This window comes from Alcaligenes sp. EGD-AK7 (assembly GCF_000465875.3).
In the GTDB taxonomy this organism is placed as follows: Bacteria; Pseudomonadota; Gammaproteobacteria; order Burkholderiales; family Burkholderiaceae_B; genus Alcaligenes; species Alcaligenes phenolicus.
Genome location: NZ_AVOG02000003.1, coordinates 1 through 24615, shown reverse-complemented (window position 1 = coordinate 24615; position 24615 = coordinate 1). Strand labels below are relative to the sequence as shown.

The following is a 24615-nucleotide window of genomic DNA, read 5'->3' as shown; positions in this document are numbered from 1 at the left end:
GTATGTCTACTTCGCGTATTTTTTCCGCCCTGGTGCTGGTGGCCTTATTGGCTTTCCCCTTGATTGCACCGATGTACGGACTTGAGTTCTACATTTCGTTTGTACGCCGTATCTTCATCTATGCCCTGGCTGCCAGTGCCTTGAATCTGGTGCTGGGTTATGGCGGGATGGTGGCCCTGGGCCATGCCGCGTTTTTCGGGGCAGGGGCCTACACCGTGGGTATCCTGGCTACCGAAGGCGTGCAAAGTGGCCTGATTGCCTGGCCTGCCGCCATGGTGATCTCCGGCTTGCTGGCTTTCCTGACCGGTGCCGTGTCGCTGCGTACTCGTGGTGTGTACTTCATCATGATCACGCTGGCGTTTGCCCAGATGATCTTTTATCTGTTCATTTCCTTGCGCCAGTACGGTGGCGAGGACGGTCTGAACATGTACAGCCATTCCTCCTTGCCCGGGATTGATCTGAGCAATGAGCTGAGCTTTTACTACCTGGTTCTGGCTATTCTGGTGGCGGTGCTGTTCCTGTTCAATCGTCTGGTTAAAGCCCGTTTCGGGCAGGCCTTGATGGGCACGCGTGAAAACGAAAGCCGCATGACAACCTTGGGTTACCCCGTCTACCGCATTCGCCTGACGGCTTACACCTTGAGCGGAGCCATCATGGGTCTGGCTGGTGCCTTGCTGGCTAACCACAACCTGTTTGTCTCGCCCAGCCTGATGAACTGGACCCAGTCGGCTGACCTGATCATCATGGTGCTGGTGGGGGGGATTGGCTTGCTGTATGGCGGTGCTCTGGGTGCGTTCGTGATGTTGGTGCTGGAAGAGTTGCTGCGCAACTGGACCGAGTACTGGCACATGCCTTTGGGTATCTTGTTGCTGCTGGTGGTGTTTTTTGCACCCAAGGGGCTGGCCGGACTGGTGCGTGTCCGCTCGGCCGCTGATCCCGCTACTACTGCCAAGGAGCAAGCATGACGAACACGATAGCAACCGCCTCCAAGGCGGGCAGCGGCTCGGCCGCTTTGCAAGCCCGTGGTCTGATGAAGCGCTTTGGTGCTTTGCAGGCTACCAATGATGTGTCCCTGGACCTGGTGCCCGGTGAAATTCATGGTTTGATCGGCCCGAACGGGGCTGGTAAATCGACCCTGATTCATTTGCTGTCGGGCACCTTGACCCCGGATTCGGGCCAGCTCTTGCTGGGTGGCCGGGATGTGACTTCCTTGTCGGGTCACCAGCGTGTGGCTGCCGGTCTGGCACGTTCGTTCCAGATCACCAACATCTTCAAGAACTACACGGTGCTGGATAACCTGGTGCTGGCTTTGCAGGCATGCAGTGGCAGCAGCTTCCGCTTCTGGCGTGCTCGTCAGGCGGAAACCGAGCTGTACGAGCAAGCCCGTGCTTTGGCTGCCGAATGTGCCATTGATGCGTCCTTGCTGCATACCCAGGCCGGTGTGTTGCCGCATGGCGAGCAGCGCAAGGTGGAATTCGCCTTGGCTTTGGCCAGCCGTCCGCAAGTTCTGCTGCTGGATGAGCCTATGGCCGGGATGGGGCCGGACGAAACGCTGCGCCTGACTGAATTGATCGAAACCATGCGTGGCAAAGCCACCATGTTGCTGGTCGAGCATGATATGGAAGCCGTTTTCCGTCTGGCTGACCGGATTTCTGTGCTGGTGGCGGGGCACATTATTGCTACCGGCACGGCTGCCGAAATCCGCGATAACGAGGCTGTGCGTCAAGCTTATCTGGGCGACGACGACACGCCAGTTCCAACCAAGGTGGAAAGCCATGCTTGAAACGACTCAATTACAAAGCGGCTATGGCGCCAGCCAGGTGCTGTTCGGGGTAGATCTGTCCATTCGTAGCGGGCAGGTTGTGACTGTGCTGGGCCGTAATGGCATGGGCAAGACCACCTTGCTGAAAACCATTCTGGGCCAGTTGCCGGTGCGCGGCGGCGATGTGAAGTTCGACGGCCAGTCCATTGCGGGCTGGAATCCGGACCGTATTGCCCGTGCCGGGATTGCCATTGTGCCCGAAGGGCGTCAGTGCTTTCCCAACCTGACCGTGGCCGAGCACTTGACGGCCTTTGCTTGCAACCGCAACCCCAAAGCCAACAAGACCTGGACGCCCGAGCGTGTCTATGACTTTTTTCCGCGCTTGCGTGAGCGTGCGTCCAATATGGGCAACCAGCTCTCGGGCGGTGAACAGCAAATGCTAGCCATTGGCCGTGCGCTGGTCACCAACCCCAAGCTGCTGATTCTGGATGAAGCCTCCGAGGGACTGGCGCCCAAGGTGCGTGAAGAAATCTGGAACTGTCTGGCCGTCTTGCGTGAAGAAGGGCAAACCATCTTGCTGATCGACAAATATGTCGAGCGGCTGATGGCCTTGTCGGATCACCACATTATTCTGGAACGTGGCAAATTGGTCTGGCAGGGGAACTCCGAAGCATTGGGGGCTGATCGCACCTTGTGGACGCGCTATCTGGGCGTGTAAAAAACACAAACTGCAACAATCCCAAGATGCCGCCTGCTTGATTGCAGGCGGCATTTTTTATGCTTATCGTCAAGGCGCTATAGGGGATTGTGGCGGAGGAGTTGCACTTTCTTCTGAAAGTTCCCTAAGCATCTCTGGAAAGATTATTTCCTTGCGATGTATCAATGTGTAATGAAATGGCATTCCTTACGATGTCCATAAGGCCAGCAGGGTTATGGGTCCTATCCGGACCACTCACTGGCAGGAAGCTCTGTCATCCCATAAGGAAGTTGTTATGAAATTACGCCTGTTCACTCTCTCTGCTCTGGCCGCCGGTCTACTGCTCGGCAGTGCCGCGCAAGCTCAGGAAAATGAGCCTGTACAGCCGATTCCCGCCGCAGTTGTCACTGATCCGGCACGCGTTGAACTGGGCAAGAAACTGTGGTTTGAACCTCGCCTGTCCCGTTCTGGTTTCATCTCCTGTAACTCCTGTCATAACCTGAGCATGGGTGGCACGGACAATATCCGTACCTCCATCGGGGATCGCTGGCAGGAAGGCCCCATCAACTCGCCTACCGTCCTGAACTCCAGCCTGAACGTGGCCCAGTTCTGGGACGGCCGTGCCAGCGACCTGAAAGAGCAGGCCGGTGGCCCGATTGCCAACCCCAAGGAAATGGCGTTCACACACGAGCTGGCCATGGAGTTCCTGAGCTCCATCCCCGAGTACAAGGCCGAGTTCAAGCAAGTCTTTGGCAAGGCCGACTTCGGTATTGATGAAGTCACCTCCGCAATTGCCGCCTTTGAAGAAACCTTGGTGACGCCTGATTCGCGCTTTGACCTTTGGCTGAAGGGCGACAAGAAAGCCATTACCGATCAGGAGCTGGCTGGCTATCAACTGTTCAAGAATAGTGGTTGTGTGGCCTGCCACAACGGTCCTAATCTGGGCGGTACCTCCTTCCAGAAAATGGGTCTGATCGAGCCGTACCAAACCACCAACCCGGCTGAAGGCCGTGCGGCTGTGACGGGTAAGGATGCTGACCGTTTCAACTTCAAGGTTCCTACCTTGCGTAACGTCGAGCTGACCTACCCTTACTTCCACGATGGTGCCGTCAATACCTTGACTGAAGCCGTGGATACAATGGGTCGTCTGCAGTTGGGTCGCAGTTTCTCTGCAGAGGAAAATGCCCAGATCGTCGCGTTCCTGAAAACGCTGACGGGCAAACAGCCTGAAATCGTGCTGCCAATCTTGCCACCTTCGCGTGACAACACACCACGTCCGGTGCCATTTGGTTCTTGATAGCAGGCTATTCAGGCGGCTTTTCATGAGCTAGGCCGCCATGAAGTGACCCAGGTCCTGGATTTTTATTTTCCTGGCCTGGGTTTTTGTATTTGGCTGTGGATTCATGACCTTGCTTGGCGTTCAAGACAAGAATCCCCTGCTGTTATTGTTGATGCTCGATCAGGCGGGCTAAAAAAATAGTACCATTTAGATACTATTTCAATGACTGGAACCATCATGAGTCGCATTGTCCTGTTTGAGAACATTCATCCTAGCGCCCGTGAAGTTTTTGAGGCTGCGGGTTTGACCGATATTCAGACCTACAAGGGAGCCTTGTCGGGTCAGGAGCTGCTGGACGCTGTCAAAGGCGCCGAAGTTGTCGGAATTCGTTCCCGTACCCAGTTTGACAGCCGGGTGCTGGAGCACGCAGACCAGCTCAAAGTGCTGGGATGCTTTTGTATTGGTACCAACCAGGTGGATCTGGACCAAGCCCAGAACCATGGTGTACCGGTCTTTAATGCGCCGTTCTCCAATACCCGCTCCGTTGCCGAGCTGGTGCTGGGTGAGGCCATCTTGTTGCTACGTCGTATCCCCGAGAAGAACCTGCGCGTACACCAGGGTTTCTGGGACAAAAGTGCCGATGGCGCTTTCGAGATCCGTGGCAAGACTTTGGGCGTGATTGGTTACGGCAATATTGGTTCCCAAGTCGGTACTCTGGCCGAAGCGCTGGGTATGCGTGTGCTCTACCATGATGTGGAATCCAAACTGCCGCTGAGCAATGCCCGTGTCTATGGCAGCCTGAAGCAGATGCTGGCCGAGTCCGATGTGGTCACCTTGCACGTACCAGGCGGGCAGGGCACGCATAACATCATGAATGCCGAGACGATTGCGGCCATGAAACCCGGCTCCATCCTGATCAATGCTTCGCGCGGTACGGTGGTGGATATTGATGCCTTGCACCAAGCCTTGGTCAGCGGTCATCTGGCAGGTGCTGCGCTGGACGTGTTCCCAACCGAACCGAAAAGCGTGGACGAACCGTTGAAGAGCCCCTTGATCGGTATGCCTAATGTGATCCTGACGCCGCATATTGGCGGTAGTACTCAGGAATCCCAGGAAAACATTGGCCGTGAAGTGGCCGAGAAACTGGTTAGCTACTTGCGTAGCGGCGCTACCAAGGGCGCGGTGAACTTCCCCGAAGTGTCTTACTACGACATCCAGGGTGCTGTGCGTCTGCTGCATGTTCATCGCAACGTTCCCGGCGCGATGGGTAGCTTGAACAATATTCTGGCCCAGCACGGTATCAACATCACCCGCCAGCAGCTGCAAACGCAAGGCGAGTTGGGTTATGCCATGACGGATCTGGATCGTGTGCCCGAGCAGGGTTTGCTGGAAGCTGTGCGTGCCCATCCTGGTACTGTACGGAGCGATCTGATTTTCCCGGCTTGAAGCGGTAGTCGGACCCTAAACAAACGGCCCCGGATTCTTTTGAGTCCGGGGCCGTCTGCTCGTCTGCTATCCGTCCGTCTGCTATCAGGCCGAGTGCATGGACTTGGTGGGCCAGGCAATCGTCTGTTCCGGGCTGCTGCCGGGCACAATAATGTCGCGCAAGGTGTAGTTATCCAGATAACTCAGGAACTGGACCAGCGCCTGTTTAAGGATGTTGCTCAGGTTGCAGCGACCGCTCAGGATGCAGTGGGTGCCGCTGCCCAGGCACTCCACCACCGCCAGATCGGTTTCGGTATAGCGCACCAGCTCGCCCAGATTGATGTCTTCCGGCGCACGGGCCAGCCGCATTCCGCCGTTTTTCCCGCGCTGGGTCTGAATCCATCCGCCCTTGGCGAGCAGGTGGGTGACTTTCATCAGATGGGCTTGGGAAATCTGGTGGTACTGGGCAATTTCCGCGATGGTACAGAGCCTGTCTTCGTTCTGACCCAGATACATCAATTGACGCAGGGCGTAGTCGGTAAGGTTGGTCAGACGCATGATCAGGGCAGTTGCAGCTCGCTGGCCACTTGAGTGGGGTTGTGCTGGAACTGGTAGCCAAACCAGAAGCTGCGGGCGATGCGCTGGGCATATTCCAATGCCAGCGCGGCCATGGCCTGGTTTTCACGCTCCTGGCAGGTTTCCTTGAACAGGCGTAGCCATTGTTCAAAGTGGCTGGCCTGAATATGCTTGAGCGACAAATGCTTGGCCATGGGATTGCCATTGAAGCCATCGGTCTTGAGTAATAGAGATGACCAGAACTCTTCCATTACGCCCAGATGCGTATCCCAATCCTTGATGCGCTCGGAGAAAATGGGGCCAAGGACATCGTCCATGCGGATACGATCGTAAAAGTCCCAGACCAGGTCATGAATTTCCTGGCGGGTACACAAAGGGTTGAGAGCCATAATATTTTGAATTTAAAGATATATATTTTATCTATCTTATTGGTATGACTCATCGGGGTCAAGCCGGAAAGAAAACGCTTGGGAACGGAACATTTTCACGCCGAATTTCACGCTGATTCAACGCTTGCTTTCCTACACTGCTTGCACGTTTCAGCGTATGGATGTTGCGTTTGCGGTGTTTGGCCAGTCTGGCCGGCTTGCAAGGGCTGTACAAGTCTTGAACGGTGCTCTTTAAGAAAGACAAGTATCACCGAAGGTAAATTGCACTAGGCGGTCTGGCGGGCTACGATTACTTTTTGTTGGCTAGACCATGGTTTTGTTACAGCACGGTGCTCAAGGAATAATGATTACAAAACGACAGGCCCAAACGCTTTCTTGCGTTATCCCTGGTTTGAATGAAGCAGAAAACCTGCCCGCATTGCTGCCGGTTTTGGTGGCAAAGTTGCGCGAACTGGTTCCGGACTTTGAAATCATTTTCGTTGACGATGGCAGTACAGACGCAACGCCTTTGGTTATTGAGCAATTGCGTCAAACCTACCCTCAACTGGTCTATTTGCAGTTATCGCGCAACTTTGGCAAAGAGGCAGCGTTGACGGCAGGGCTGGAGGCCAGCCGCGGGCAGGTAGTCGTGTGCATGGATGCGGATTTGCAGCATCCCCCTGCCTTGATCGAAGCTATGCTGGAGCGCTGGTCTACAGGCCTGGAAATGGTCTATGCCGTGCGGGAAACCCGTGACGACGAGACCTGGATGAAGCGGGCGGGCACCAGTTTGTTTTACAAGCTGATGCGCACCTCTAACGGTTTGCGTGTGCCGCGTGATGCAGGCGATTTTCGCCTGATGGATCGCTGCGTCGTTGATGCCTTGATGGCCTTGCCCGAACGCAGCCGCTTCATGAAAGGCTTGTTTGCCTGGGTGGGTTTTCCGTCCGAGCCCATTTACTACTCGCCTGCCGAACGCTTGCATGGTGTCAGCCGATTCCGTCCCACTAAACTATTGCGCTTTGCGGTGGATGGTTTGACGGCATTCACCACCTGGCCACTGCGTTTATTGAGCCTGTTAGGTGCAGTGTTGGCCATGCTGTCTTTCAGCTACGGCTTGTTCATTATCTTCAAGCACTTGTTGTATGGGGATGCCGTCCGCGGCTGGACAACCTTGATTACGGTGGTACTGTTTTTCGCGGGGGTGAATATGCTCTCGCTGGGTGTGGTGGGCGAGTATGTCGCCAGCATCTTTGCCGAGGTCAAGCACCGGCCCTTGTATCTGGTGCATCGTCGCCGTGGGCAGGGGCTGGCTCAGGCCTCTGAACCGGCACCTGACCAGAAGCAGTTAGCGACCCCCGATCAGGACCCGCAGCAAGGCTGAAGGCAAGCCTGATCGTTTAATTGGCGAACTGCTCTCATTTGTAATTGAACGCTACATCGATACTCTGAATCGCTTCGACAGCTACGCAAGTAGCTGCCTACCCCTATTGGTTTGGCTTTGAGCGATGAGTATCGATAATTCCTTTTCCTCTTCCGGTGCAACACTACCGCTTGGACAAGCGAGTGGACCGGCCTATTGCTTACGTTGCGGCGTCCAGCGCCTGGGTACGCTCTCTAGTGTGTCCGTGGGGCTGCTGGCACTGCTGTGGTTTGCGCTGACCCTGGGGGCGTACCCCTTGTTGATTCCGGATGAGGGGCGCTATGTCGGCGTGGCCCTGTCCATGCTGGAATCCGGTGATTATCTGGTGCCGCGTCTGGACGGCCTGCCGTTTTTCCATAAACCTCCCTTGCATTATTGGCTTACTGCCCTGAGCCTGAAAGTGTTGGGGGTGAATTTTGTGGCTGCTCGTCTGGTACCTGCCTTGATGGCGGCCTTGTTGATTGCCGGTATGCACGCGTTCTTGAAGCGTCATGCCAGCCAGCAACATGCGGGCTGGACGGCGTTGATTCTGGTCAGCAGCCCCCTGCTTTTCGGTGCATCCCATTACGCCAATCTGGACATGACGGTTGCTGCCTTGATCAGTAGCTGTGTGCTCTTGGGGGGGCATGCTGCCTTGCAGATGGAGCAGGGGTACTCCTGTCGTTGGGCCTTGATGGGGCTGTATGCCACCGCAGGCCTGGCTTTTCTGGCAAAAGGCTTGATCGGGATTTTGATCCCCGGCGGTATCTTGGTGTTCTGGCTGCTGGGTCGAGGCCAGTGGCGTACTTTGTTGCGTCTGTTTTCTGTGACAGGCCTGGGGGTTTTGCTGCTGGTTGCCACGCCATGGATGTGGGCCATGCAAGCGCGCTACCCCGGTTTTTTTGACTATTACATCGTCTATCAGCACTTCCAGCGTTTTCTGGAAGCCGGCTTTAACAACCCTCAGCCTTTCTGGTTCTACTTTGCCCTGATGCCTGTTGCCACCTTGGGTTGGACGCCATTCTTGTTCAAGCGCTTTCGTGGTTCTGTTAATGCTTCCGACGGTTTGGGAGCGATACGGGGCTTGATGCTGTCGGCATTGCTGACTGTGCTGGTTTTCTTTTCCATTCCTGCGTCCAAGCTGGTGGGCTATGTCCTGCCTGCGATTGGCCCTTGGGCTTTTTTTCTGGCGGATGTGGTGATTCGCCGCAGTCAGCAGGATGGGGAAGCAAAGGTAGAGCGCTTTGCGGTCTGGAGCCTGGGTGTTTGTGTTGCGATTTGTGCGTTTGCCGTGGTGACGATGATGCTGCGCCCACAGGTCAACAGTCAGGCCTTGGGCCGTGTACTGGCCAGTGAATACCAAAAGGGTGACCGTGTCGTCTTTCTGAATAATTACCGTTATGACCTGGGCTTCTATGTTCCGGGCCTGAAGAATATCAGCGTGATGGGGCGCTGGGATGATCCGGAAATCATGCGCACCGATAGTTGGCGCAAGGAGCTGCTGGAGGCAGCTCGCTTTGAGCCGCAACGTGGGGCGCTGACCTTGATAGATCGGGCAACCCTTCGTCAGCAGTTATGTCGGGACAGCAAGGCGGTCGTCTGGTTGATCGGCTCGCCAGATGCCGTGCGCCAAAGCCAGGTGCTTAACCATGCTCAGCGTCTGTATGAAGATCAGCGTATTGCTCTATGGCGCTTTGATCACGACGAGTACGAGCTTATGTGCGGCGGAACGCCCAAAGCCGCCCAGCCAGAAACGTCAGCACAGCCAAACCGATAAGAATCAGGCCCAGCAGCAAGTCGTAGCGCAGACCGGAATGATTCAGTAAAAACGCATAGCTGGCTTCGTTGACGGCGAAGCCAGCGGCAGACACCAGAAAAAAACGTGTCAGAGCCGGCAGAAAGCGGGCATTCTGGGAGCGGAATGTCAGCCAGTAGTGGCCACCAAAGGACACCAGGAACGCAATCAGCCAGCCAAAAAGATTGGCCAGCAGCGGAGACAGGCTCAGCGTTTGCACCAGGGCGATTACAATGCCCCAGTGCGTGAAGGCGGCCAAAGTGCCGACCAGTATGAACAGAATGATTTGACGAGACATAAAGCGGAGCGAGCAGTGGCCAAGGACAGGCAGATCAGTATATGCGCGGATGATTTTGGCATGGCCCCCGCCGTGGACGAGGCCATACTGAAATTGGCCCAGGCCCGGCGCCTGACAGGAACATCCTGCCTGGTCGATGGGGACAGCTTTGTGCAAAATGCACCAGCACTGCGCCAGAGCACGCTGCAAAAAGGTTTGCACCTGAATTTTACCGAGTTTGCTTCCCAAGCGGGCGTGTATGCCATGCCGCTCAAGCAGGTGATTATCCGCAGCCTGCTGCATCGTCTGGATGCCCAGAAGGTCAAGGATAGCGTGGCTCGCCAGCTGGATCGTTTTGAGAAGGTGATGGGGCAGGGCCCGGACTATATCGACGGGCATCAGCACGTGCATCAGCTACCCATGATACGCGAGGCCTTGCTGGCAGAAATGGAGCGCCGTTATGCCGCTTCCATGCCTTGGCTGCGTTATACCGGCGCCCAGCGTCTGGCTACGAGTTTCGCGTTTAAAGACAGATTCAAGGCGCAGATTATTGCCGGGCTGGGTTCCAAGGATTTGCTGCGCCTGGCCAGAGCCAAAGGCGTCACCTTGAATACCGGCTTCACCGGCGTGTACGACTTTCAGGGTGGCAAGGAGCGTTACAGCGCCTTGGTCAAAGCCTGGCTGGCGGTGATGCAGCACGGGGACAGCATGATGTGCCATCCCTCCTTGAGCAGCGTGCAGGACGATCCTGTGGGCTTGCAACGTCAGGCAGAGTACGAGGTGCTGGCTGGCGATGAGATGCAGCAATGGCTGGATCAATACAGCCTGCGCATTGCCTGAGAAGGAAGATCAGGGCGTCTGGGCTGGCTGGCTTTGGCTGCCGTCACCCAGACTGCGCTGCATGATGACCACATCAATCCACTGCTGGAACTTATAGCCCACGGCTGGCTGAGTACCTACATGGGCAAAGCCCAGCGAACGGTGCAGGGCAATCGAGCCCCGGCTGTCATGGCCGGAGATGATGGCCACCATTTGCCGCCACGGGCCTTTCTCACACTCCAGCAGCAATTGTTCCAGCAAGGCTTTGCCCAGACCTTTGCCAATCTGACCTTGAGCCAGATAGATGGAGTCTTCTATCGTGAAGCGATAGGCCGGGCGGGAGCGATATGTTCCTGCGTAGGCATAGCCCACGATCTGCCCGTCCAGCTCTGCGACCAGCCAGGGCAAATTCTGCTCGCGCACTTGCGTGAAGCGGGCACGCATTTCCTGTTCGTCCGGTGGGCGTTGTTCAAAGGTCGCCGTGCTGTGCAGTACGTGATAAGCATAGATGTTTTGTACCGCTGCCATATCGTCCAACGTGGCCTGACGTATCAGCAAGGCACTGGCGTGATTGCCTTGCGGCAGGGAGGCAGAGAAAGGGACTTGCGTACTATCGGGGGGGAACATACTATTTTTCCTTTGAACTGATTTAGTTTATCCCGATTTCAGGAGTTTCTATGTCCTTCCCGCACCAGTTTTTGACCGAGCAATTGGCCGTCGCCCCTCAATTATCGGGAGAGGACATGCAAGCCGTGGCCGATGCCGGTTTTAAAAGTGTCATCATCAACCGTCCCGATATGGAAGGCGGTCCCGACCAGCCCTTGTCGGCAGACGTGATGAAGGCCGCCCAGGCGGCAGGCTTGCAGGTGGAATATCAGCCAGTAGTGGGTAGCGCTATTACTTCTGCTGATGTTGCTCGTTTTGGTCAATTGCTTGAAGCCTTGCCAGGCCCGACTTTGGCCTACTGCCGCACGGGTACTCGCTGTGCCGTATTGTTCCGCGCATTGAACGAATCCTGACCTGGCTCAAGGTTCAGGTCTGTACTAGCTTGTCCTGTGTCGGTATGCAGCGGTAAGCTATCTGTCTCCATTCAAAGGGGTTATGCCATGTTCAAGAAAATTCTGATTCCAACTGACGGTTCCGAGCTCTCCTCCCAAGCAGCCAACAAAGGCGTGACCTTTGCCCGCCAAATTGGTGCCGAGGTTCTGGCTTTGCACGTGACGCAGCCATTTGCTGCCACCGTTGGTTTTGATGGTATGGCTGCTGCCTACGCCATCACCGACGAGGACTACGACAAGACTGCCAAGGAACAGTCGCAGAAGTACTTGCAGCAGATTCTGGACCGTGCCGAGACCGCTGGCGTCAAGGCCACTGGTAGATCCGTATCGAATTTCAATGTGGCCGATGGGATTGTGCAGGTCGCTGAGCAGGAAGGCTGCGACCTGATCTTTATCGGTAGCCACGGCCGCAGTGGTCTTTCCCGCCTGTTGCTGGGTAGCGTGACCATCAAGGTGCTGAATATGGCCAAGAATACCGTGCTGGTGTACCGCGTCAAAGAAAGCGATTAATCGTTTTCAGCCCAAAGAAAAAGCCCGCCTAGGCGGGCTTTTCTGTGTCTGCGGCACGTCTTATTGGCTGCGTGGCTCCAGCTGCTGTTTATGGGTCACGACTGCCTGCAAAACAATAGGCAGCAGCTCGCCATCTTCGCTTTTACCGCTGGGATTTTGTTCCACAAAATCCAGCAGGGAGCGGCGCATGCGCGGGTCCCAGAATTTCTGGATATGTTCCGCAATCTCGCGCAGTCCTTGCTCCCGATTGCTCAGGATTTCAAAGAACTGACCGATCTGGTTGGCCATGGGAATCAAAGGAACAATGTTCATGGTGATGTGGCCGAGCGTGACTCGGCAGAATTCAGATAGTGGGGATGGCTGTACAGCGTGAAGCTGCGGTCACGGGCAAAGGCGGCCAGCATGACACCCAGTTCATCGGCAATCTGCACGGCATAGGCGGTGGGGGCGGATACGGCCACCACAAAGTTGATGCCCATGGCAGCGGCCTTCTGGACCATCTCGAAGCTGGCACGGCTGGAGATCAGCACCATGCCAGAGCGGGGATCAATATCGTTGCGCAGCATGTGGCCCAGCAGCTTGTCCAGCGCATTATGGCGACCTACATCCTCGCGCACGGCCAGGATATCACCTTGCAGATTGCACCAGGCCGCCGCATGGGTAGCGCCCGTCAGACGATGCAAGGGTTGGCTGGAGCGCAAGGCATCCAGGGCCTGGAAGATGGCGGCAGCATCGGGGCGGTGCTCGGGAGCGTCCAGACGGGGTAGCTGTCGGCGTACCTCGTCCAGACTTTCCAGACCACACAGGCCACAGCCTGTACGGCCAGCCAGCTGACGGCGACGCGCCTTGAGTTGATGCTGGCAGGCACTGGCAATCTCGATTTGCAGCAGGCTGCCGCGCTCGCCTTCCAGCACATCCACGCCGCGTATATCGTCAGCGGTACGAATAATGCCCTCGGTCATGGAGAATCCGTAGGCCAGATCTTCCAGATCACTGGGGCTGCACAACAAGGCACTATGGCTGATGCCATTGAACTCCAGAGCCACGGCTTGTTCGCGCGCCAGCGCATCCTGATCCTCTTGGGGCAGGGTGTCAGCTTGTGTTTCAGCTGGGGTACGCGCCTGCCGCCATACGGTGGCAGGGGCGCTAGCATCACGAAAATCTGCCTGGCTCACGTGGGCAACTCCTTAGGGCCTGTTGGGACGCATCATACTTTCGCGACGGCCTCGGCATGCTCATGCGAATGGCTGTGATCCGCCTGGGCCAAATCCTCGGCCGGGACGGTCTCGCCTTGCAGGAGACGCTGCTGAATATCGTGGAAACGGTTCCAGCGATTTTGCCAGGCCGACTCGGAGGTCACGCGCTGAATTTGCACGGCCGTCACCTTGTACTCGGGGCAGTTGGTTGCCCAGTCCGAGTTGTTGGTGGTGACCACGTTGGCGCCCGACTCGGGAAAGTGGAAAGTAGTATAGACCACCCCTGGCTGCACTCGTTCGGTCACCGTCGCGCGCAGGGCGGTCTCTCCCGCACGGCTCTTGACCGAGACTTTGTCGCCACTGCGAATGCCGCGATCTTCGGCATCCACCGGGTGAATTTCCAGCAAGTCCTCTGCATGCCAGGCCACGTTGTCGGTACGGCGGGTTTGTGCGCCCACGTTGTATTGCGACAGGATACGGCCGGTGGTCAGCAGCAAGGGGAACTTGCGGCTGCTGCGCTCTTCGGTGGGTACGTACTGAGTCAGCATGAAGCGGCCCTTGCCACGCACGAACTCGTCGATGTGCATGGTGGGGGTGCCTTCAGGTGCCTGTTCGTTGCAAGGCCATTGCACGCTGCCACCCAGTTCCTGGATGCGATCGTAAGACACGCCAGCAAAGGTCGGTGTCAGACGGGCGATCTCGTCCATGATCTGGCCGGGATGCTCGTAGTTCATGGGGTAGCCCAAAGCACGGGCCAGGGCGCAGGTGACTTCCCAGTCGGCCATGCCCGCCTTGGGCTCCATCACTTTGCGTACGCGCGAAATGCGGCGCTCGGCGTTGGTGAAGGTGCCGTCTTTTTCCAGGAAGGATGAACCGGGCAGGAACACGTGGGCGTACTTGGCGGTTTCGTTCAGGAACAGATCCTGTACCACCACACACTCCATGGCGGCCATGGCAGCAGCTACGTGTTGGGTGTTCGGGTCGGACTGAACAATGTCTTCACCCTGGCAGTACAGTCCCTTGAAGCTGCCACTCAAGGCGGCATCAAACATATTGGGAATGCGCAGACCGGGTTCAGATTGCAGGGACACGCCCCAGGCCTCTTCAAACTGCTGACGTACGCTGGTGTCGGAGACGTGACGGTAGCCGGGGAACTCGTGCGGGAAAGAGCCCATATCGCAGGAGCCTTGCACGTTGTTCTGACCACGCAGCGGGTTCACACCCACACCTTCGCGGCCTACGTTGCCGGTGGCCATGGCCAGGTTGGCAATGGCCATTACGGTGGTGGAGCCCTGGCTGTGTTCTGTCACACCCAGACCGTAGTAAATCGAACCGTTGCCGCCGGTAGCGTACAGACGGGCTGCGCCACGGATGTCGTCGGCGGATACACCGCAGATCTCGGCCATGGCTTCTGGCGAGTTCTGGGGCTGGCTGACAAAGCTGCGCCATTCATTGAAGGCAGCGGTATCGCAGCGCTCTGCCACATAGGCCTCGTTCACCAGATTTTCAGTGACGATAACGTGGGCCATGGCGGTCAGTATGGCGGTGTTGGTGCCTGGACGCAGGGGCAGGTGGTAGTCGGCCTGGATGTGCGGCGAGCTGACCAGTTCGGTCTGGCGCGGGTCGATCACGATCAGGCGGGCACCTTGGCGCAGGCGACGTTTCAGGCGCGATGCAAACACGGGGTGAGCGGCGCTGGGGTTGGCACCCATCACGATCACCACGTCGGTGTGCATCACCGAGTCAAAGGTTTGCGTACCGGCGGACTCACCCAGGGTCATCTTCAGGCCGTAGCCGGTAGGGGAGTGACACACGCGGGCGCAGGTGTCCACGTTATTGGTACCAAAGGCGGCGCGAACCAGTTTTTGTACCAGATAGGTTTCTTCGTTGGTGCAACGCGAGGAGGTGATACCGCCCACAGCGTCACGACCGTGCTGATCCTGAATGCGACGGAACTCGGAGGCGGCGTAATTGATGGCCTCGTCCCACGACACTTCCTGCCAGGGGTCGGTAATGCTCTTGCGTATCATGGGGCTCAGGATACGGTCCTGGTGCGTGGCGTAACCCCAGGCGAAACGACCTTTCACGCAGGCGTGGCCACGGTTGGCCTTGCCGTTTTTCCAGGGTGTCATGCGAATGACCTTGTCGCCCTTCATCTCGGCCTTGAAGCCGCAACCCACACCGCAATAGGCGCAAGTAGTGATGACGGCGTGCTCGGGTTGCCCCAGATCGATGACGGATTTCTCCATCAGGGAAGAGGTCGGGCAGGCTTGAACGCAAGCGCCACAGGACACGCAATCGCTGCCCAGGAAGCCATCGTTCTGACCGGCGGTGACGCGCGATTCAAAACCACGCTTGTCGATGGTTAGTGCAAAGGTGCCCTGAACTTCCTCACAGGCGCGCACGCAGCGATTGCAGACAATGCATTTGCTGGAGTCGTAGGCAAAGTAAGGGTTGGAATTATCGGTGGTATCGTCCAGGTGGTTGGCACCATCAAAGCCATAGCGTACGCTGCGCAGGCCCACCACACCGGCCATGTCTTGCAGTTCGCAATTGCCGTTGGCAGGACAGGTCAGGCAGTCCAGCGGGTGATCGGAGATGTACAGCTCCATCACGTTGCGGCGCAGCTTGTGCAGGGTGTCGTTTTCGGTTTGGACGACCATGCCTTCTTCCACCAGGGTGGTGCAGGAAGCAGGGTGGCCGCGACGGCCTTCAATGTCCACCAGGCACAGACGGCAGGAGCCAAAGGCCTCCAGCGAATCGGTGGCGCACAGCTTGGGAATATTGATGCCGGCCAAGGCGGCTGCGTGCATCACGGAAGTGCCGACGGGCACTTCAATCAATTTGCCATCGATGGTCAGGTTAACCATCTCGGTCTGGGTCGAGGCTGGGGTGCCCAGGTCACGTTCGCGTACGGCGACTGTTTCTTTCATGGTGATCTCCGTCTTAGACCTTGGCCAGGTCCTGCTCGGTTTGCGGGGCCAGTCCAAAATCCTGGGGGAAGTGTTCCAGCGCGGACAGGACGGGATAAGGGGTCATGCCGCCCAAGGCGCACAAGGACCCGGAGAGCATGGTGTCGCACAGGTCGCGCAGCAGCTCGACATGGTTGTCCATGTCTTCGCGGCGACGGATCTTCTGGATGGTCTCCACACCACGCGTAGAGCCGATGCGACAGGGTGTGCATTTGCCACAGGATTCGATGGCACAGAATTCCATGGCGTACTGCGCCATGTGGGCCATGTCTACTGTGTCGTCAAAGGCCACCAGACCGCCGTGACCGACCATGGCATTGATCTTCATGTAGGCCTCATAGTCCAGCGGGACATCCCAATGGTGCTCGGGCAGATAGGCGCCCAAGGGGCCACCGACTTGCACTGCACGCAAGGGACGACCGCTGGCGCTGCCGCCACCGTAGTCGTACAGCAATTCGCGCAGGGTGACGCCAAAGGCTTTTTCTACCAGGCCGCCGTTTTGCAGATTGCCGGTCAACTGGAATGCCAGTGTGCCACGCGAGCGACCCATGCCGTAGTTCTGGTAGTAAGCACCGCCCTTGGCCAGAATCACCGGCACGGAAGCCAGGGACACCACGTTATTGATGACTGTAGGCTGACCAAACAGGCCTTTGATGGCGGGCAGAGGCGGTTTCACACGCACCATGCCGCGCTTGCCTTCCAGACTGTCGAGCAGGGCGGTTTCTTCGCCACAGATGTAGGCGCCGGCTGCTTTGCGTACTTCCAGATCGAACTCGTAGCCGCTGCCTTGAATGTTCTTGCCCAGCCAGCCTGCTGCGCGCGCCGCCGCAATGGCTTCGTTCAACGCTTGCACGGCCAGAGGGTATTCGGAACGCACGTAGATGTAGCCATAGGTCGCACCTACAGCCAGCCCGGCAATCGCCATGCCTTCAACCAGGCACAGCGGATCGCCTTCCATCAACATGCGATCAGAAAACGTGCCCGAGTCGCCTTCGTCGGCATTACAGACAATGTACTTCTGCTGTGCCGGGGTGTTCAGTACCGTATTCCATTTGATGCCGGTCGGGAAAGCCGCACCGCCACGACCTCGCAGGCCGGAGTCGGTCACTTCTTTCACAATGGCGGCCGGTTCCATGCTCAGCGCCTTGCGCAAACCTTCGAAGCCACCACAGGATTGGTAATCGGCCACGCTGACCGGATCAATAATCCCCACACGGGCAAAAGTCAGGCGTTCCTGATTCTTCAGGTAAGGGATGGCGTCCGTCAGACCGTGGCACAACTTATGTGCACCGCCTTGCAGAAAACCAGCGTCGAACAGACCGGGCAGATCTTCAGTCTGGACAGGGCCGTAAGCGACGCGGCCTTCAGCTGTTTGCACTTCCACCATGGGCTCCAGCCATAGCAAACCACGCGAGCCATTGCGCACAATCTGCACATCCAGACCGCGCTCCTGAGCCTGGGCCGCCAGTTGCTGGGCAATCTCATGGGCGCCCATGGCGACCGCTGCGGTGTCGCGCGGAACGTAAACGGTAATGGTGCTCATGACTGGGCCTCCTGGCTGCTTAGCAGGGCATCCAGTTTTTCGGGGGTGACGCGTGCATGGGGTACGCCATCGAGCATGACGGCGGGGGACTGAGCACAGAGGCCCAGACAGTAGACAGGCTCCAGCGTGTACTGGCCGTCGTCGCTGTTTTCATGGAAGTCGCAGTTCAGGCGGCGACGGGCATGAGCCGTCAGCTCCAGTCCGCCCCGCGCCTGACAGGCTTCAGCCCGGCAGATTTCCAGGGTATGAGTCGCGTGGGGCTGGGTGCGGAAATGGGCGTAAAAAGAGATAACGCCATGGATTTCCGCACGGGACAGAGCCAGCTGTTCGGCCAGCACCGGCACCACGGACTCGGGAATACAGGCAATCCGGTCCTGAATCGCGTGCAAAATAGGCAACAGGTTACCTTTCTGGCCGGCGTGCTCCTGCACGGCCTGCAAGGCGACCTCTTCAGGAGCCAGACCTGACAGGTCCTGCTCCTGGTGATGAGGGGTTGTTTGCATGTCCTGTGTGCGCGGTGCCCGAATAGGGTGCCTGCGCCTCCATATTTTTTATGCACAGCGGTGCATATTATTTGACAGTGTTTTCCCTTGTAATCTAACCACTTAAGTCCATAACTTCAATAAGCAATATTTCGCATATATAATGTTTGGTACATGCAGCACAGAACATAAATACGAAAACACACTGGTCTTAAAAACACATGACCAAACAGAAATTCAAAGCCCGGCTGCGCTCTGAATGGATTCTGGAAAATGCAGACGGCGTGGACCTTCCCATGGGGGATGTGTTGCGTTTGTTGGGTGCCATCGAGCGACTGGGGCACTTGGCGGGAGCCAGCAAGGAATGCCAGTTTTCCTACAGACATGCCTGGGGCTTGTTGCGTAATGCCGAAAAACAGTTTGATGCGGCCTTGCTGGAAACCTCCCGGCGCAAAGGTACCAAGCTGACCGAGTTCGCCCAGCGTTTGCTGTGGGCGAATCGGCGACTGGATGCGCGTCTGACGCCGACCCTGGAGAGCATGGCTTCCGAGCTGGAAGAGGAGCTGGGCCGCTTGTATGCGCAGCCTCTGGACCGTTTGCGCTTTCAGGCCAGTCACGGATTTGCGATTGAAGGCCTGATGCGTTTTGCCAATGAGCACGATGGTCTGCCGCTGGAGCTGCGCTACCGCACAGCCATTGAAGCGCTGGCTTCGCTGGAGCGCGGGGATTGCGATCTGGCCGGTTTCCAGGTTCCGGTGGGTGAGTTCGAGGTGGCTGCCATGCGCCGTTATGGGCAGTGGCTGTCTCCGGCGCGTCACAGGCTGATTTTCCTTTCCACTCGCCGGACTGGCTTGTTTGTGGAGAAGGGCAATCCCAAGAACATCACCGGCATGGCCGACTTGTTGCGGCCCGATGTGCGCTTTGTGAACCGTCAGATGGGGTCCAGTACCCGCTTTCTGGCGACCTTGCTGCTGGGGCAGTTAGGGGTAAACACGAATGCGGTGCTGGGCTTTGAAACAACAGAATTGACACATATGGCGGTGGCGGCTCACGTTGCCAGTGGCATGGCCGATACCGGCCTGGGTGTGGAAACAGCGGCCAGTCGATGCGGGCTGGAGTTCATTCCCCTGGCCCAGGAGCGTTATTTCATTGCGGTCGAGCAAGAAGCGCTGGATAAGGCTCCTATGCAGGAACTGATGAACGTGATTGGCGGTTCCGCGTATAGTCAATTCATGGAAGGTCTGGTGGGTTACGACCCACGGGGTTTGGGACAGATCATGACGCTGGAACAGGCATTCGGGCAGGCTGCCGACATGCTCTGGCGTTAGACCCCATTGCATGACGAAAACACACACCATGAGACGGGGACGAACCCTGTCCTTGAAAAAGAGAACACCATGAGCGATGAGCATGGGCCAAAACGTGAACCGGTGTCTGTAGACCAGGTTCAGTACAGGCCATATCAAGAAGCAGCTCCCCCAGGTTCCGAGGCCCGGCCCTTGGAGCCGAGTGACCCGCAGCCTGCTGGAGCGGGAGTTATGCCGTCCGGCATCGAGCAGGGGGCGCAAGCGGGTGCTGCAGAGCTTGCACGCCGCCCGACCGTGCGGATTGCCGCTGTGTCAGGGCAACCTTTGGACAAGCGTCACCGCCCATTTCGTGACCTGCGCATTTCCCTGACTGACAAGTGCAATTTCCGCTGTACCTACTGTATGCCGCGGGAAGTCTTTGGCACGGACTACGAGTTCCTGCCTCATTCTTCCCTGCTCAGTTTTGAAGAGATTGAGCGCGTAGCACGGCAGGCCGTTGCTCTGGGCGTGCGCAAGCTGCGCCTGACGGGTGGCGAACCGCTATTGCGTCGAAATATTGAAGTGCTGATTGCCATGTTGGCCAAGCTGCGTACACCGGAAGGTGGTGCGGTGGAGCTGACTTTGACCACCAATGGCACCTTGCTGGGTCGCAAGGCTCAGGTCTTGAAAGACGCGGGTCTGAATCGTGTCACCGTCAGCTTGGACGCCTTGGACGATGCCCGCTTTACTCAATTGAGTGATAGCGGCGTGTCCGTCTCCACCGTACTGGATGGCATTGCCAAGGCACAGGCCGTGGGTTTGAGCCCGGTAAAGGTCAATATGGTGGTGCGCAAAGGGCTGAACGATGATCAGATCTTGCCCATGGTGGAGCACTTCAAAGGCTCGGGCCAGATTCTGCGTTTTATTGAATATATGGACGTGGGCACCAGCAATGGCTGGAATCTGCAAGAAGTGCTCAGCGGTGCGGAGATTGTGGAACGTATCCAGTCCCGTTTCGAGTTGGAGCCAGTGGCCGCCCAATACCGTGGCGAAGTCGCCAGCCGCTGGCGCTTCAAGGATGGGACGGGCGAAGTTGGCGTGATCACCAGCGTCACTCAACCCTTCTGTGGAGACTGTTCGCGCATGCGTCTTTCGCCCGAAGGACGCCTGTTTCTGTGCCTGTTTGCTTCCCAGGGTTATGATGTGCGGGCGCAATTGCGCTCGGGTGCGTCCGACGAACAGTTAGCCGCCTATATGCACGGCGTCTGGACGGGACGGCAGGACCGATATTCCCAGATTCGGGGTGAGCAAACCACGAGTCGTGACCGTATCGAAATGAGTTATATCGGCGGATGATAAGCACACAGGACATCAGCGGTATTGTGCTGGCGGGCGGACGAGCCCGCCGTTTTGATTTGTCGGGCCAGATCGATAAAGGCTTGCTGCTCTTGCAGGGCCAGCCTTTGGTGCAGCATCTGGTACGTCGCCTGCGTCCGCAGGTGGGGCCAGTCTTGATCAGTGCCAATCGCAATCCCGAGCAGTATGTTCATTGGGGGCGTGTGGTCCCTGATGTCTTGGAGCTGGAGGGCTATCTGGGTCCGCTGGCCGGTTTGGCCAGTGTGCTGGATCAGATCAGTACGCCGTGGGCCTTGTCCTGCCCGGTGGATTTGCCTTTTGTGCCAGTGGATCTGGGCAAGCGTTTGATCAAGGCCGTTGAGGAGCAGGGCGCTGTGGCTGCCTACGCGCAGGCAGAGCGTAGCCACCCTTTATGCCTGTTACTGCGCACCGATCAGGCTGCGGGCCTGAAAGACTATCTGCTTAGCGGCGAGCGCCGTGTCATGAGCTGGCTGGAGAGCATAGGTGCGGTGGAAGTGGATTTCCGCGATGCGCCTGAACATGCTTTCTTCAATATCAATACTCCGCAGGACCTGGAAACAGCGCAGGGCTGGTAAACCAGCCCTGCTTGCTCGTGCTCAAGCGATTCACTTAGAAACGGATGTTGAGGCGAGCCTGCACACTGTGGTCCTGGGCGGAGCGAGCCAACTGGCCTTGATACGCCAGTCCGATTGCCGACTGAGGGTTGATCTTGAACTCCAGGCCGGCTTCCAGCATGGCGCTATCTTTGGCAATCGGGGCGCCGACGACGGTGAACGCTGAACCTGCCGAGAAAGCATGGGTCGCGCTGGGTTTGACCGTACCCATGGCGTGCCGCCAGGCCACGGAGCCGTGGGCACTAACTTGGGTGCGACCCAGTTCAAACTCCGTCATGGCACGGGTCCCCAAGGTCATGAATGTCGTGTTGCTGCTTTGACGCTCGGCGTGCAGAGCGGCTGGCCCGCCTGTTTCCGTGAAGCTGTTGCTTTTCTGGTGCACGTAAGCTACTTGAGCAAAGGGCTCAAGCGCCACAGCCTCAGCCTTTATGCGATAGCCCAACTCGGCAAACGCCTGGGCGCTCTGGCTGCTGTAGTCCGCCTTCAGCGTGCTTGACAGCCTAGGTACGGATACCGAGCGGCTTGTGGACAGATCATGCCAGCTGTAGGCCAGACCACCGCGCAGTCCCAGCGCACCCCACTGAGTTCCCCCATACGCACCCAGGTGGTAGTTGTCGCTGCTTGCGCTGGAGGAGCGATCTCGTAGCTTGATGTCGCTACGGCTATAGCCTGCAAGCAGACCCAGACGTGTCGAGTCAGACACATTGGTGTCTACACCCATCAAAAAGCCACTGCTGGAACTGCTTACGTGGGCGGTATTGTCGGTGGCGTCAATGTTGCGCCAGCTACCCATGCCTTGAATCCAGCTGTGTGTCCCGCTGGAATCGGCGGCTGACAACTGCCCCTGATCATTGCGTACAGGGGCGGCTTGTGCCGCAACAGCACGGCTGGCTGAACGCAGGCGCTCATTGACTGCATCACGAATCTGGCGGCTGTCCTCTTGCAATACGGTTTTGCTTGACGCGTGCAATTCGCCCGACAGACTGTCAAAGCTGTCGCGCAGCAACGCGATGTCATTGGGTAGTTGGGCGACAGCATCATAGACAGCATGTCTGTCCTGTATGCCAATGCTTTCTATGGCCTTGGCGCTGGCCTGTTGATTACGTGTCCGTGCAGCGGAGGTCATTGCCTGGTCATTGCGTTCCAGCACCAGGGCGACACGACCGTTCTGGTAGTCGTACGACAGGGAGGGGTTCAGGAAGGCGAAGTCGGAAGTGACGTCACCAAACTCGCCGGACAATCCGCCCTCGGAGGTCAGAATGGTGTAGCTGGAGCGTAAATCGTAGCTGCCGTTGGCGCCAATGTGGGCGACCGAGCCGCCGCTCAGGCTTGTCTTGCCTGTGACTTGAATTCGGTCGGCGGCGGTACTGCCTGGGTCGGCCTCGACGAGCAGACGGGCGCCTGGCTCGATGTTCAAGTTGCCGTCAATGGTCAAGGTGCCGATGGAGTTTCCCGGTGAGAGGACCCCGCCCTGAGTGACGGTGATGTTGCTGCCTGCACCCGAGCCGACCACGCCACTGCCAGCCAGCATGCTGCCGGCCCCAATGGTGGTGGAGCCGCCCAAGTGGCCGTTCAAGACCAACTTGCCTGCTGTAATAGTGGTGGTGCCTTTGAACGCAGAGCTGTCTCCCGTCAGGTTCAGGGTGCCAGCCCCGTCTTTGATCAGGGAGCCTGTCCCGGAAATACCGCCGGCATAGGTGTCGTCGCTGGCTTGGTCGAAAATCAAGGTGCCCTTGTTATCCACGTTGCCGGGAAGGGTGGCGGCCTGAGCAATCAAGCTTCCTTCTTCAATGCGGCTGTTTCGATAGGCATTGGCTTCATTGCTTAAACGCAGCGATCCCGCACCGGATTTGACCAGGTCCGCATGACCGACGATGGCACCCGCCAGGGTCAGTGTTGTGTCTGCGGCGACTTGTACGCGTCCATCGTCCAGCAGGGCGATATCACGAGCAGTACTGAAGGAGTCTGTGGCGACCAGAGTGCCGCCCTGGAAGCGTAGTCCACTGCTGGCTGCGCCCAGGTTCGCGTCCTGGGACACTTCCAGGCGGCCACCGGCCAAGGTGGTGCCGCCGGTGTAGCTGTTTTGACCGCTCAGCACCAGGGTGCCCGCGCCTGCCTTGTGCAAGCTGTTGCCATTCCAGCCCGTGGTGCTGTTGGGGGTCTGGTCCGTCAAGTCCGTGCCGACGACGAAACGGTTACTGGCATCGCTCAAGGTGAAGGTGCCGTGGGCCAGATTGTTGTTGGCGGTCCAGCTCAGGCCATAGCTGGCCAGTAGTTGAGTTTGGTCAGCGGACTTGTGTGTGTTCAGGTTGAGATAGTCCACCGTGCCATTGAAGCCACCCACCTGATACGAGGCGAAGTCGCCTTGTATGCCGTCCCGTGTGCTTAGCAGTACTTTGTCCAGTTGGCCTGCGTGACTGATGCCACCCAGTGCGAAGGCAACCTGGTCCCCCAGAATCACGCGCTCAGCCTGCAGTGCAGGGCTGTTGGGACCAGCGGCAATGTCTAATACCGTGTTGTCGTGCAAATTGACGGTGCCGTCCACGCGGAGGGTGGCGGGTCCTTGCACGGACAAGGCGCTGTCTGCACCCTCAATATTCAGGTTACCCACCAGGTGGCTGGCGGCTCCGCTTACGCCGTCACCAAACTGCAGCGTGGCGTTCTTGACGCTGGCCGAACCCCCAAGCTTACCCAGGACTGCCAGCGTGCCTTCGGACACCGTGCTGTGGCCGGTATAGCCGCTATTGTTACCCGATAGCGTCAGGGCTCCCGCACCGGTCTTGAGCAGGGAGCCCGCACCCGACAGCTCGCCCTGGAATCGCCCAGCTGAGGCTTGCTCGAATACCAGCGCACTCTGATTGAGTACATTGCCCGACAGGGAGCTGGCATTGCCAATCAGGGTGCCCGCCAGAATTTGTGTATTGCCATAGCGGTTGGCGGTGTTGGATAGGCGCAGAGTACCCGCGCCTTCTTTAATCAGATTGCCGCTCCCGCTGATTTGCCCGCTCAAGCCCAGTACCGTGTTGGCCGCCACACCCAGATGGCCGGCTTGATTCAGTGTGAGCTGGCGTGTGCTGTCAAAAGAGTCCGTCGTGGCTAAGGTGCCGCCCTGGAAGTTCAGTGCACCGGAGCCTAAATTGCTGTCCTGGCTGACGACGACGCGCCCTTCATGCAGGG

General features: G+C 57.8%; 23 protein-coding genes. 13 read left to right on the top strand and 10 right to left on the bottom strand.

The genetic code is table 11. The features are described 5' to 3' along the window. Positions 1-2: 2 nt before the first annotated feature. The 5 genes from N879_RS06665 to serA all read left to right on the top strand — a co-directional run bounded on the left by N879_RS06665 (position 3) and on the right by serA (position 5184). Positions 3-965 (top strand): branched-chain amino acid ABC transporter permease, encoded by a 963-nt coding sequence (locus N879_RS06665; RefSeq protein WP_009462243.1) that lies wholly within the window; start codon positions 3-5, stop codon positions 963-965. Next, on the top strand, positions 962-1783 hold the full coding sequence (locus N879_RS06660) for an ABC transporter ATP-binding protein (RefSeq protein ID WP_009462241.1): 822 nt from the start codon (positions 962-964) through the stop codon (positions 1781-1783). Before N879_RS06665 ends, N879_RS06660 begins: the two co-directional genes overlap by 4 nt. Beyond that, positions 1776-2480, top strand: a complete 705-nt coding sequence (locus tag N879_RS06655) for an ABC transporter ATP-binding protein (protein WP_009462239.1) — start codon at positions 1776-1778, stop codon at positions 2478-2480. The genes N879_RS06660 and N879_RS06655 overlap by 8 nt, the downstream gene beginning before the upstream one ends. Before the next feature lie 274 nt (positions 2481-2754). Beyond that, positions 2755-3756, top strand: a complete 1002-nt coding sequence (locus N879_RS06650) for a cytochrome-c peroxidase (RefSeq protein WP_009462237.1) — start codon at positions 2755-2757, stop codon at positions 3754-3756. A 219-nt stretch (positions 3757-3975) separates the two neighbouring features. Further along, the gene (gene serA, locus N879_RS06645; protein WP_022983236.1) at positions 3976-5184 is read left to right on the top strand and encodes a phosphoglycerate dehydrogenase; all 1209 of its coding nucleotides are present in this window, start codon (positions 3976-3978) and stop codon (positions 5182-5184) included. An 84-nt stretch (positions 5185-5268) separates the two neighbouring features. Here the strand turns inward: serA and N879_RS06640 are convergent, their stop codons facing one another. Continuing rightward, positions 5269-5721 carry an RrF2 family transcriptional regulator gene (locus tag N879_RS06640; RefSeq protein WP_009463896.1) on the bottom strand — a complete coding sequence of 151 codons (453 nt, stop codon included), beginning with the start codon at positions 5719-5721 and terminating at the stop codon, positions 5269-5271. A gap of 2 nt (positions 5722-5723) precedes the next feature. Next, positions 5724-6128, bottom strand: coding sequence for a group III truncated hemoglobin (locus N879_RS06635; RefSeq protein WP_009463895.1), 405 nt, complete (start codon positions 6126-6128; stop codon positions 5724-5726). 343 nt (positions 6129-6471) lie between these two features. Here N879_RS06635 and N879_RS06630 point away from each other — a divergent pair, with 343 nt between their 5' ends. Together N879_RS06630 and N879_RS06625 are read left to right on the top strand one after the other, a co-directional pair. After that, a complete protein-coding gene (locus tag N879_RS06630; protein ID WP_009463894.1) occupies positions 6472-7491 on the top strand; it encodes a glycosyltransferase family 2 protein in 1020 nt (339 codons plus the stop codon). 124 nt (positions 7492-7615) lie between these two features. Further along, positions 7616-9286, top strand: a complete 1671-nt coding sequence (locus N879_RS06625) for an ArnT family glycosyltransferase (RefSeq protein ID WP_082453623.1) — start codon at positions 7616-7618, stop codon at positions 9284-9286. Here the strand turns inward: N879_RS06625 and N879_RS06620 are convergent. Continuing rightward, on the bottom strand, positions 9225-9602 hold the full coding sequence (locus N879_RS06620) for a GtrA family protein (RefSeq protein WP_022983235.1): 378 nt from the start codon (positions 9600-9602) through the stop codon (positions 9225-9227). The two genes, N879_RS06625 and N879_RS06620, sit on opposite strands and share 62 nt — an antisense overlap. Positions 9603-9662: 60 nt before the next feature. Between N879_RS06620 and N879_RS06615 the strand changes: the two genes are divergently transcribed. Then, complete coding sequence (locus N879_RS06615) at positions 9663-10421, top strand: ChbG/HpnK family deacetylase (RefSeq protein ID WP_022983234.1); 759 nt, start codon at positions 9663-9665, stop codon at positions 10419-10421. Between the two features lie 9 nt (positions 10422-10430). On the opposite strand, the gene N879_RS06610 is transcribed toward N879_RS06615, so the two are convergent. Beyond that, the gene (locus tag N879_RS06610; RefSeq protein ID WP_022983233.1) at positions 10431-11027 is read right to left on the bottom strand and encodes a GNAT family N-acetyltransferase; all 597 of its coding nucleotides are present in this window, start codon (positions 11025-11027) and stop codon (positions 10431-10433) included. Positions 11028-11077: 50 nt separating this feature from the next. On the opposite strand from N879_RS06610, the gene N879_RS06605 reads away from it, so the two are divergent. Together N879_RS06605 and N879_RS06600 are read left to right on the top strand one after the other, a co-directional pair. Next, a complete protein-coding gene (locus tag N879_RS06605) occupies positions 11078-11419 on the top strand; it encodes a TIGR01244 family sulfur transferase (protein WP_009463890.1) in 342 nt (113 codons plus the stop codon). An 87-nt stretch (positions 11420-11506) separates the two neighbouring features. Continuing rightward, the gene (locus tag N879_RS06600; protein WP_009463889.1) at positions 11507-11968 is read left to right on the top strand and encodes a universal stress protein; all 462 of its coding nucleotides are present in this window, start codon (positions 11507-11509) and stop codon (positions 11966-11968) included. Positions 11969-12028: 60 nt separating this feature from the next. Here the strand turns inward: N879_RS06600 and N879_RS06595 are convergent, their stop codons facing one another. Genes N879_RS06595 through N879_RS06575 form a run of 5 tightly spaced genes read right to left on the bottom strand, consistent with a single transcriptional unit; the run spans position 12029 to position 18182 of the window. Further along, positions 12029-12280, bottom strand: a complete 252-nt coding sequence (locus tag N879_RS06595; RefSeq protein ID WP_009463888.1) for a formate dehydrogenase subunit delta — start codon at positions 12278-12280, stop codon at positions 12029-12031. Next, a complete protein-coding gene (gene fdhD / locus N879_RS06590) occupies positions 12277-13143 on the bottom strand; it encodes a formate dehydrogenase accessory sulfurtransferase FdhD (RefSeq protein WP_022983232.1) in 867 nt (288 codons plus the stop codon). Before fdhD ends, N879_RS06595 begins: the two co-directional genes overlap by 4 nt. A gap of 32 nt (positions 13144-13175) precedes the next feature. After that, the gene (gene fdhF / locus N879_RS06585; protein ID WP_009463885.1) at positions 13176-16097 is read right to left on the bottom strand and encodes a formate dehydrogenase subunit alpha; all 2922 of its coding nucleotides are present in this window, start codon (positions 16095-16097) and stop codon (positions 13176-13178) included. 13 nt (positions 16098-16110) lie between these two features. After that, positions 16111-17679: a formate dehydrogenase beta subunit gene (locus N879_RS06580; protein ID WP_009463884.1), complete on the bottom strand. Its 1569-nt coding sequence runs from the start codon at positions 17677-17679 to the stop codon at positions 16111-16113. Beyond that, positions 17676-18182 (bottom strand): formate dehydrogenase subunit gamma, encoded by a 507-nt coding sequence (locus tag N879_RS06575; RefSeq protein ID WP_009463883.1) that lies wholly within the window; start codon positions 18180-18182, stop codon positions 17676-17678. Before N879_RS06575 ends, N879_RS06580 begins: the two co-directional genes overlap by 4 nt. A gap of 200 nt (positions 18183-18382) precedes the next feature. On the opposite strand from N879_RS06575, the gene N879_RS06570 reads away from it, so the two are divergent. The 3 genes from N879_RS06570 to mobA all read left to right on the top strand — a co-directional run bounded on the left by N879_RS06570 (position 18383) and on the right by mobA (position 21399). After that, positions 18383-19489, top strand: a complete 1107-nt coding sequence (locus tag N879_RS06570) for a substrate-binding domain-containing protein (protein ID WP_022983231.1) — start codon at positions 18383-18385, stop codon at positions 19487-19489. Positions 19490-19699: 210 nt separating this feature from the next. Next, entirely contained in the window at positions 19700-20803 is a 1104-nt protein-coding gene (gene moaA / locus N879_RS06565) for a GTP 3',8-cyclase MoaA (protein ID WP_022983230.1), read from the top strand. Next, on the top strand, positions 20800-21399 hold the full coding sequence (mobA, locus tag N879_RS06560) for a molybdenum cofactor guanylyltransferase MobA (RefSeq protein ID WP_009463881.1): 600 nt from the start codon (positions 20800-20802) through the stop codon (positions 21397-21399). The genes moaA and mobA overlap by 4 nt, the downstream gene beginning before the upstream one ends. Positions 21400-21433: 34 nt before the next feature. On the opposite strand, the gene N879_RS06555 is transcribed toward mobA, so the two are convergent. Next, positions 21434-24615 (bottom strand): autotransporter domain-containing protein (locus N879_RS06555; RefSeq protein WP_022983229.1); only part of this gene is annotated, 3182 nt, incomplete at its 5' end.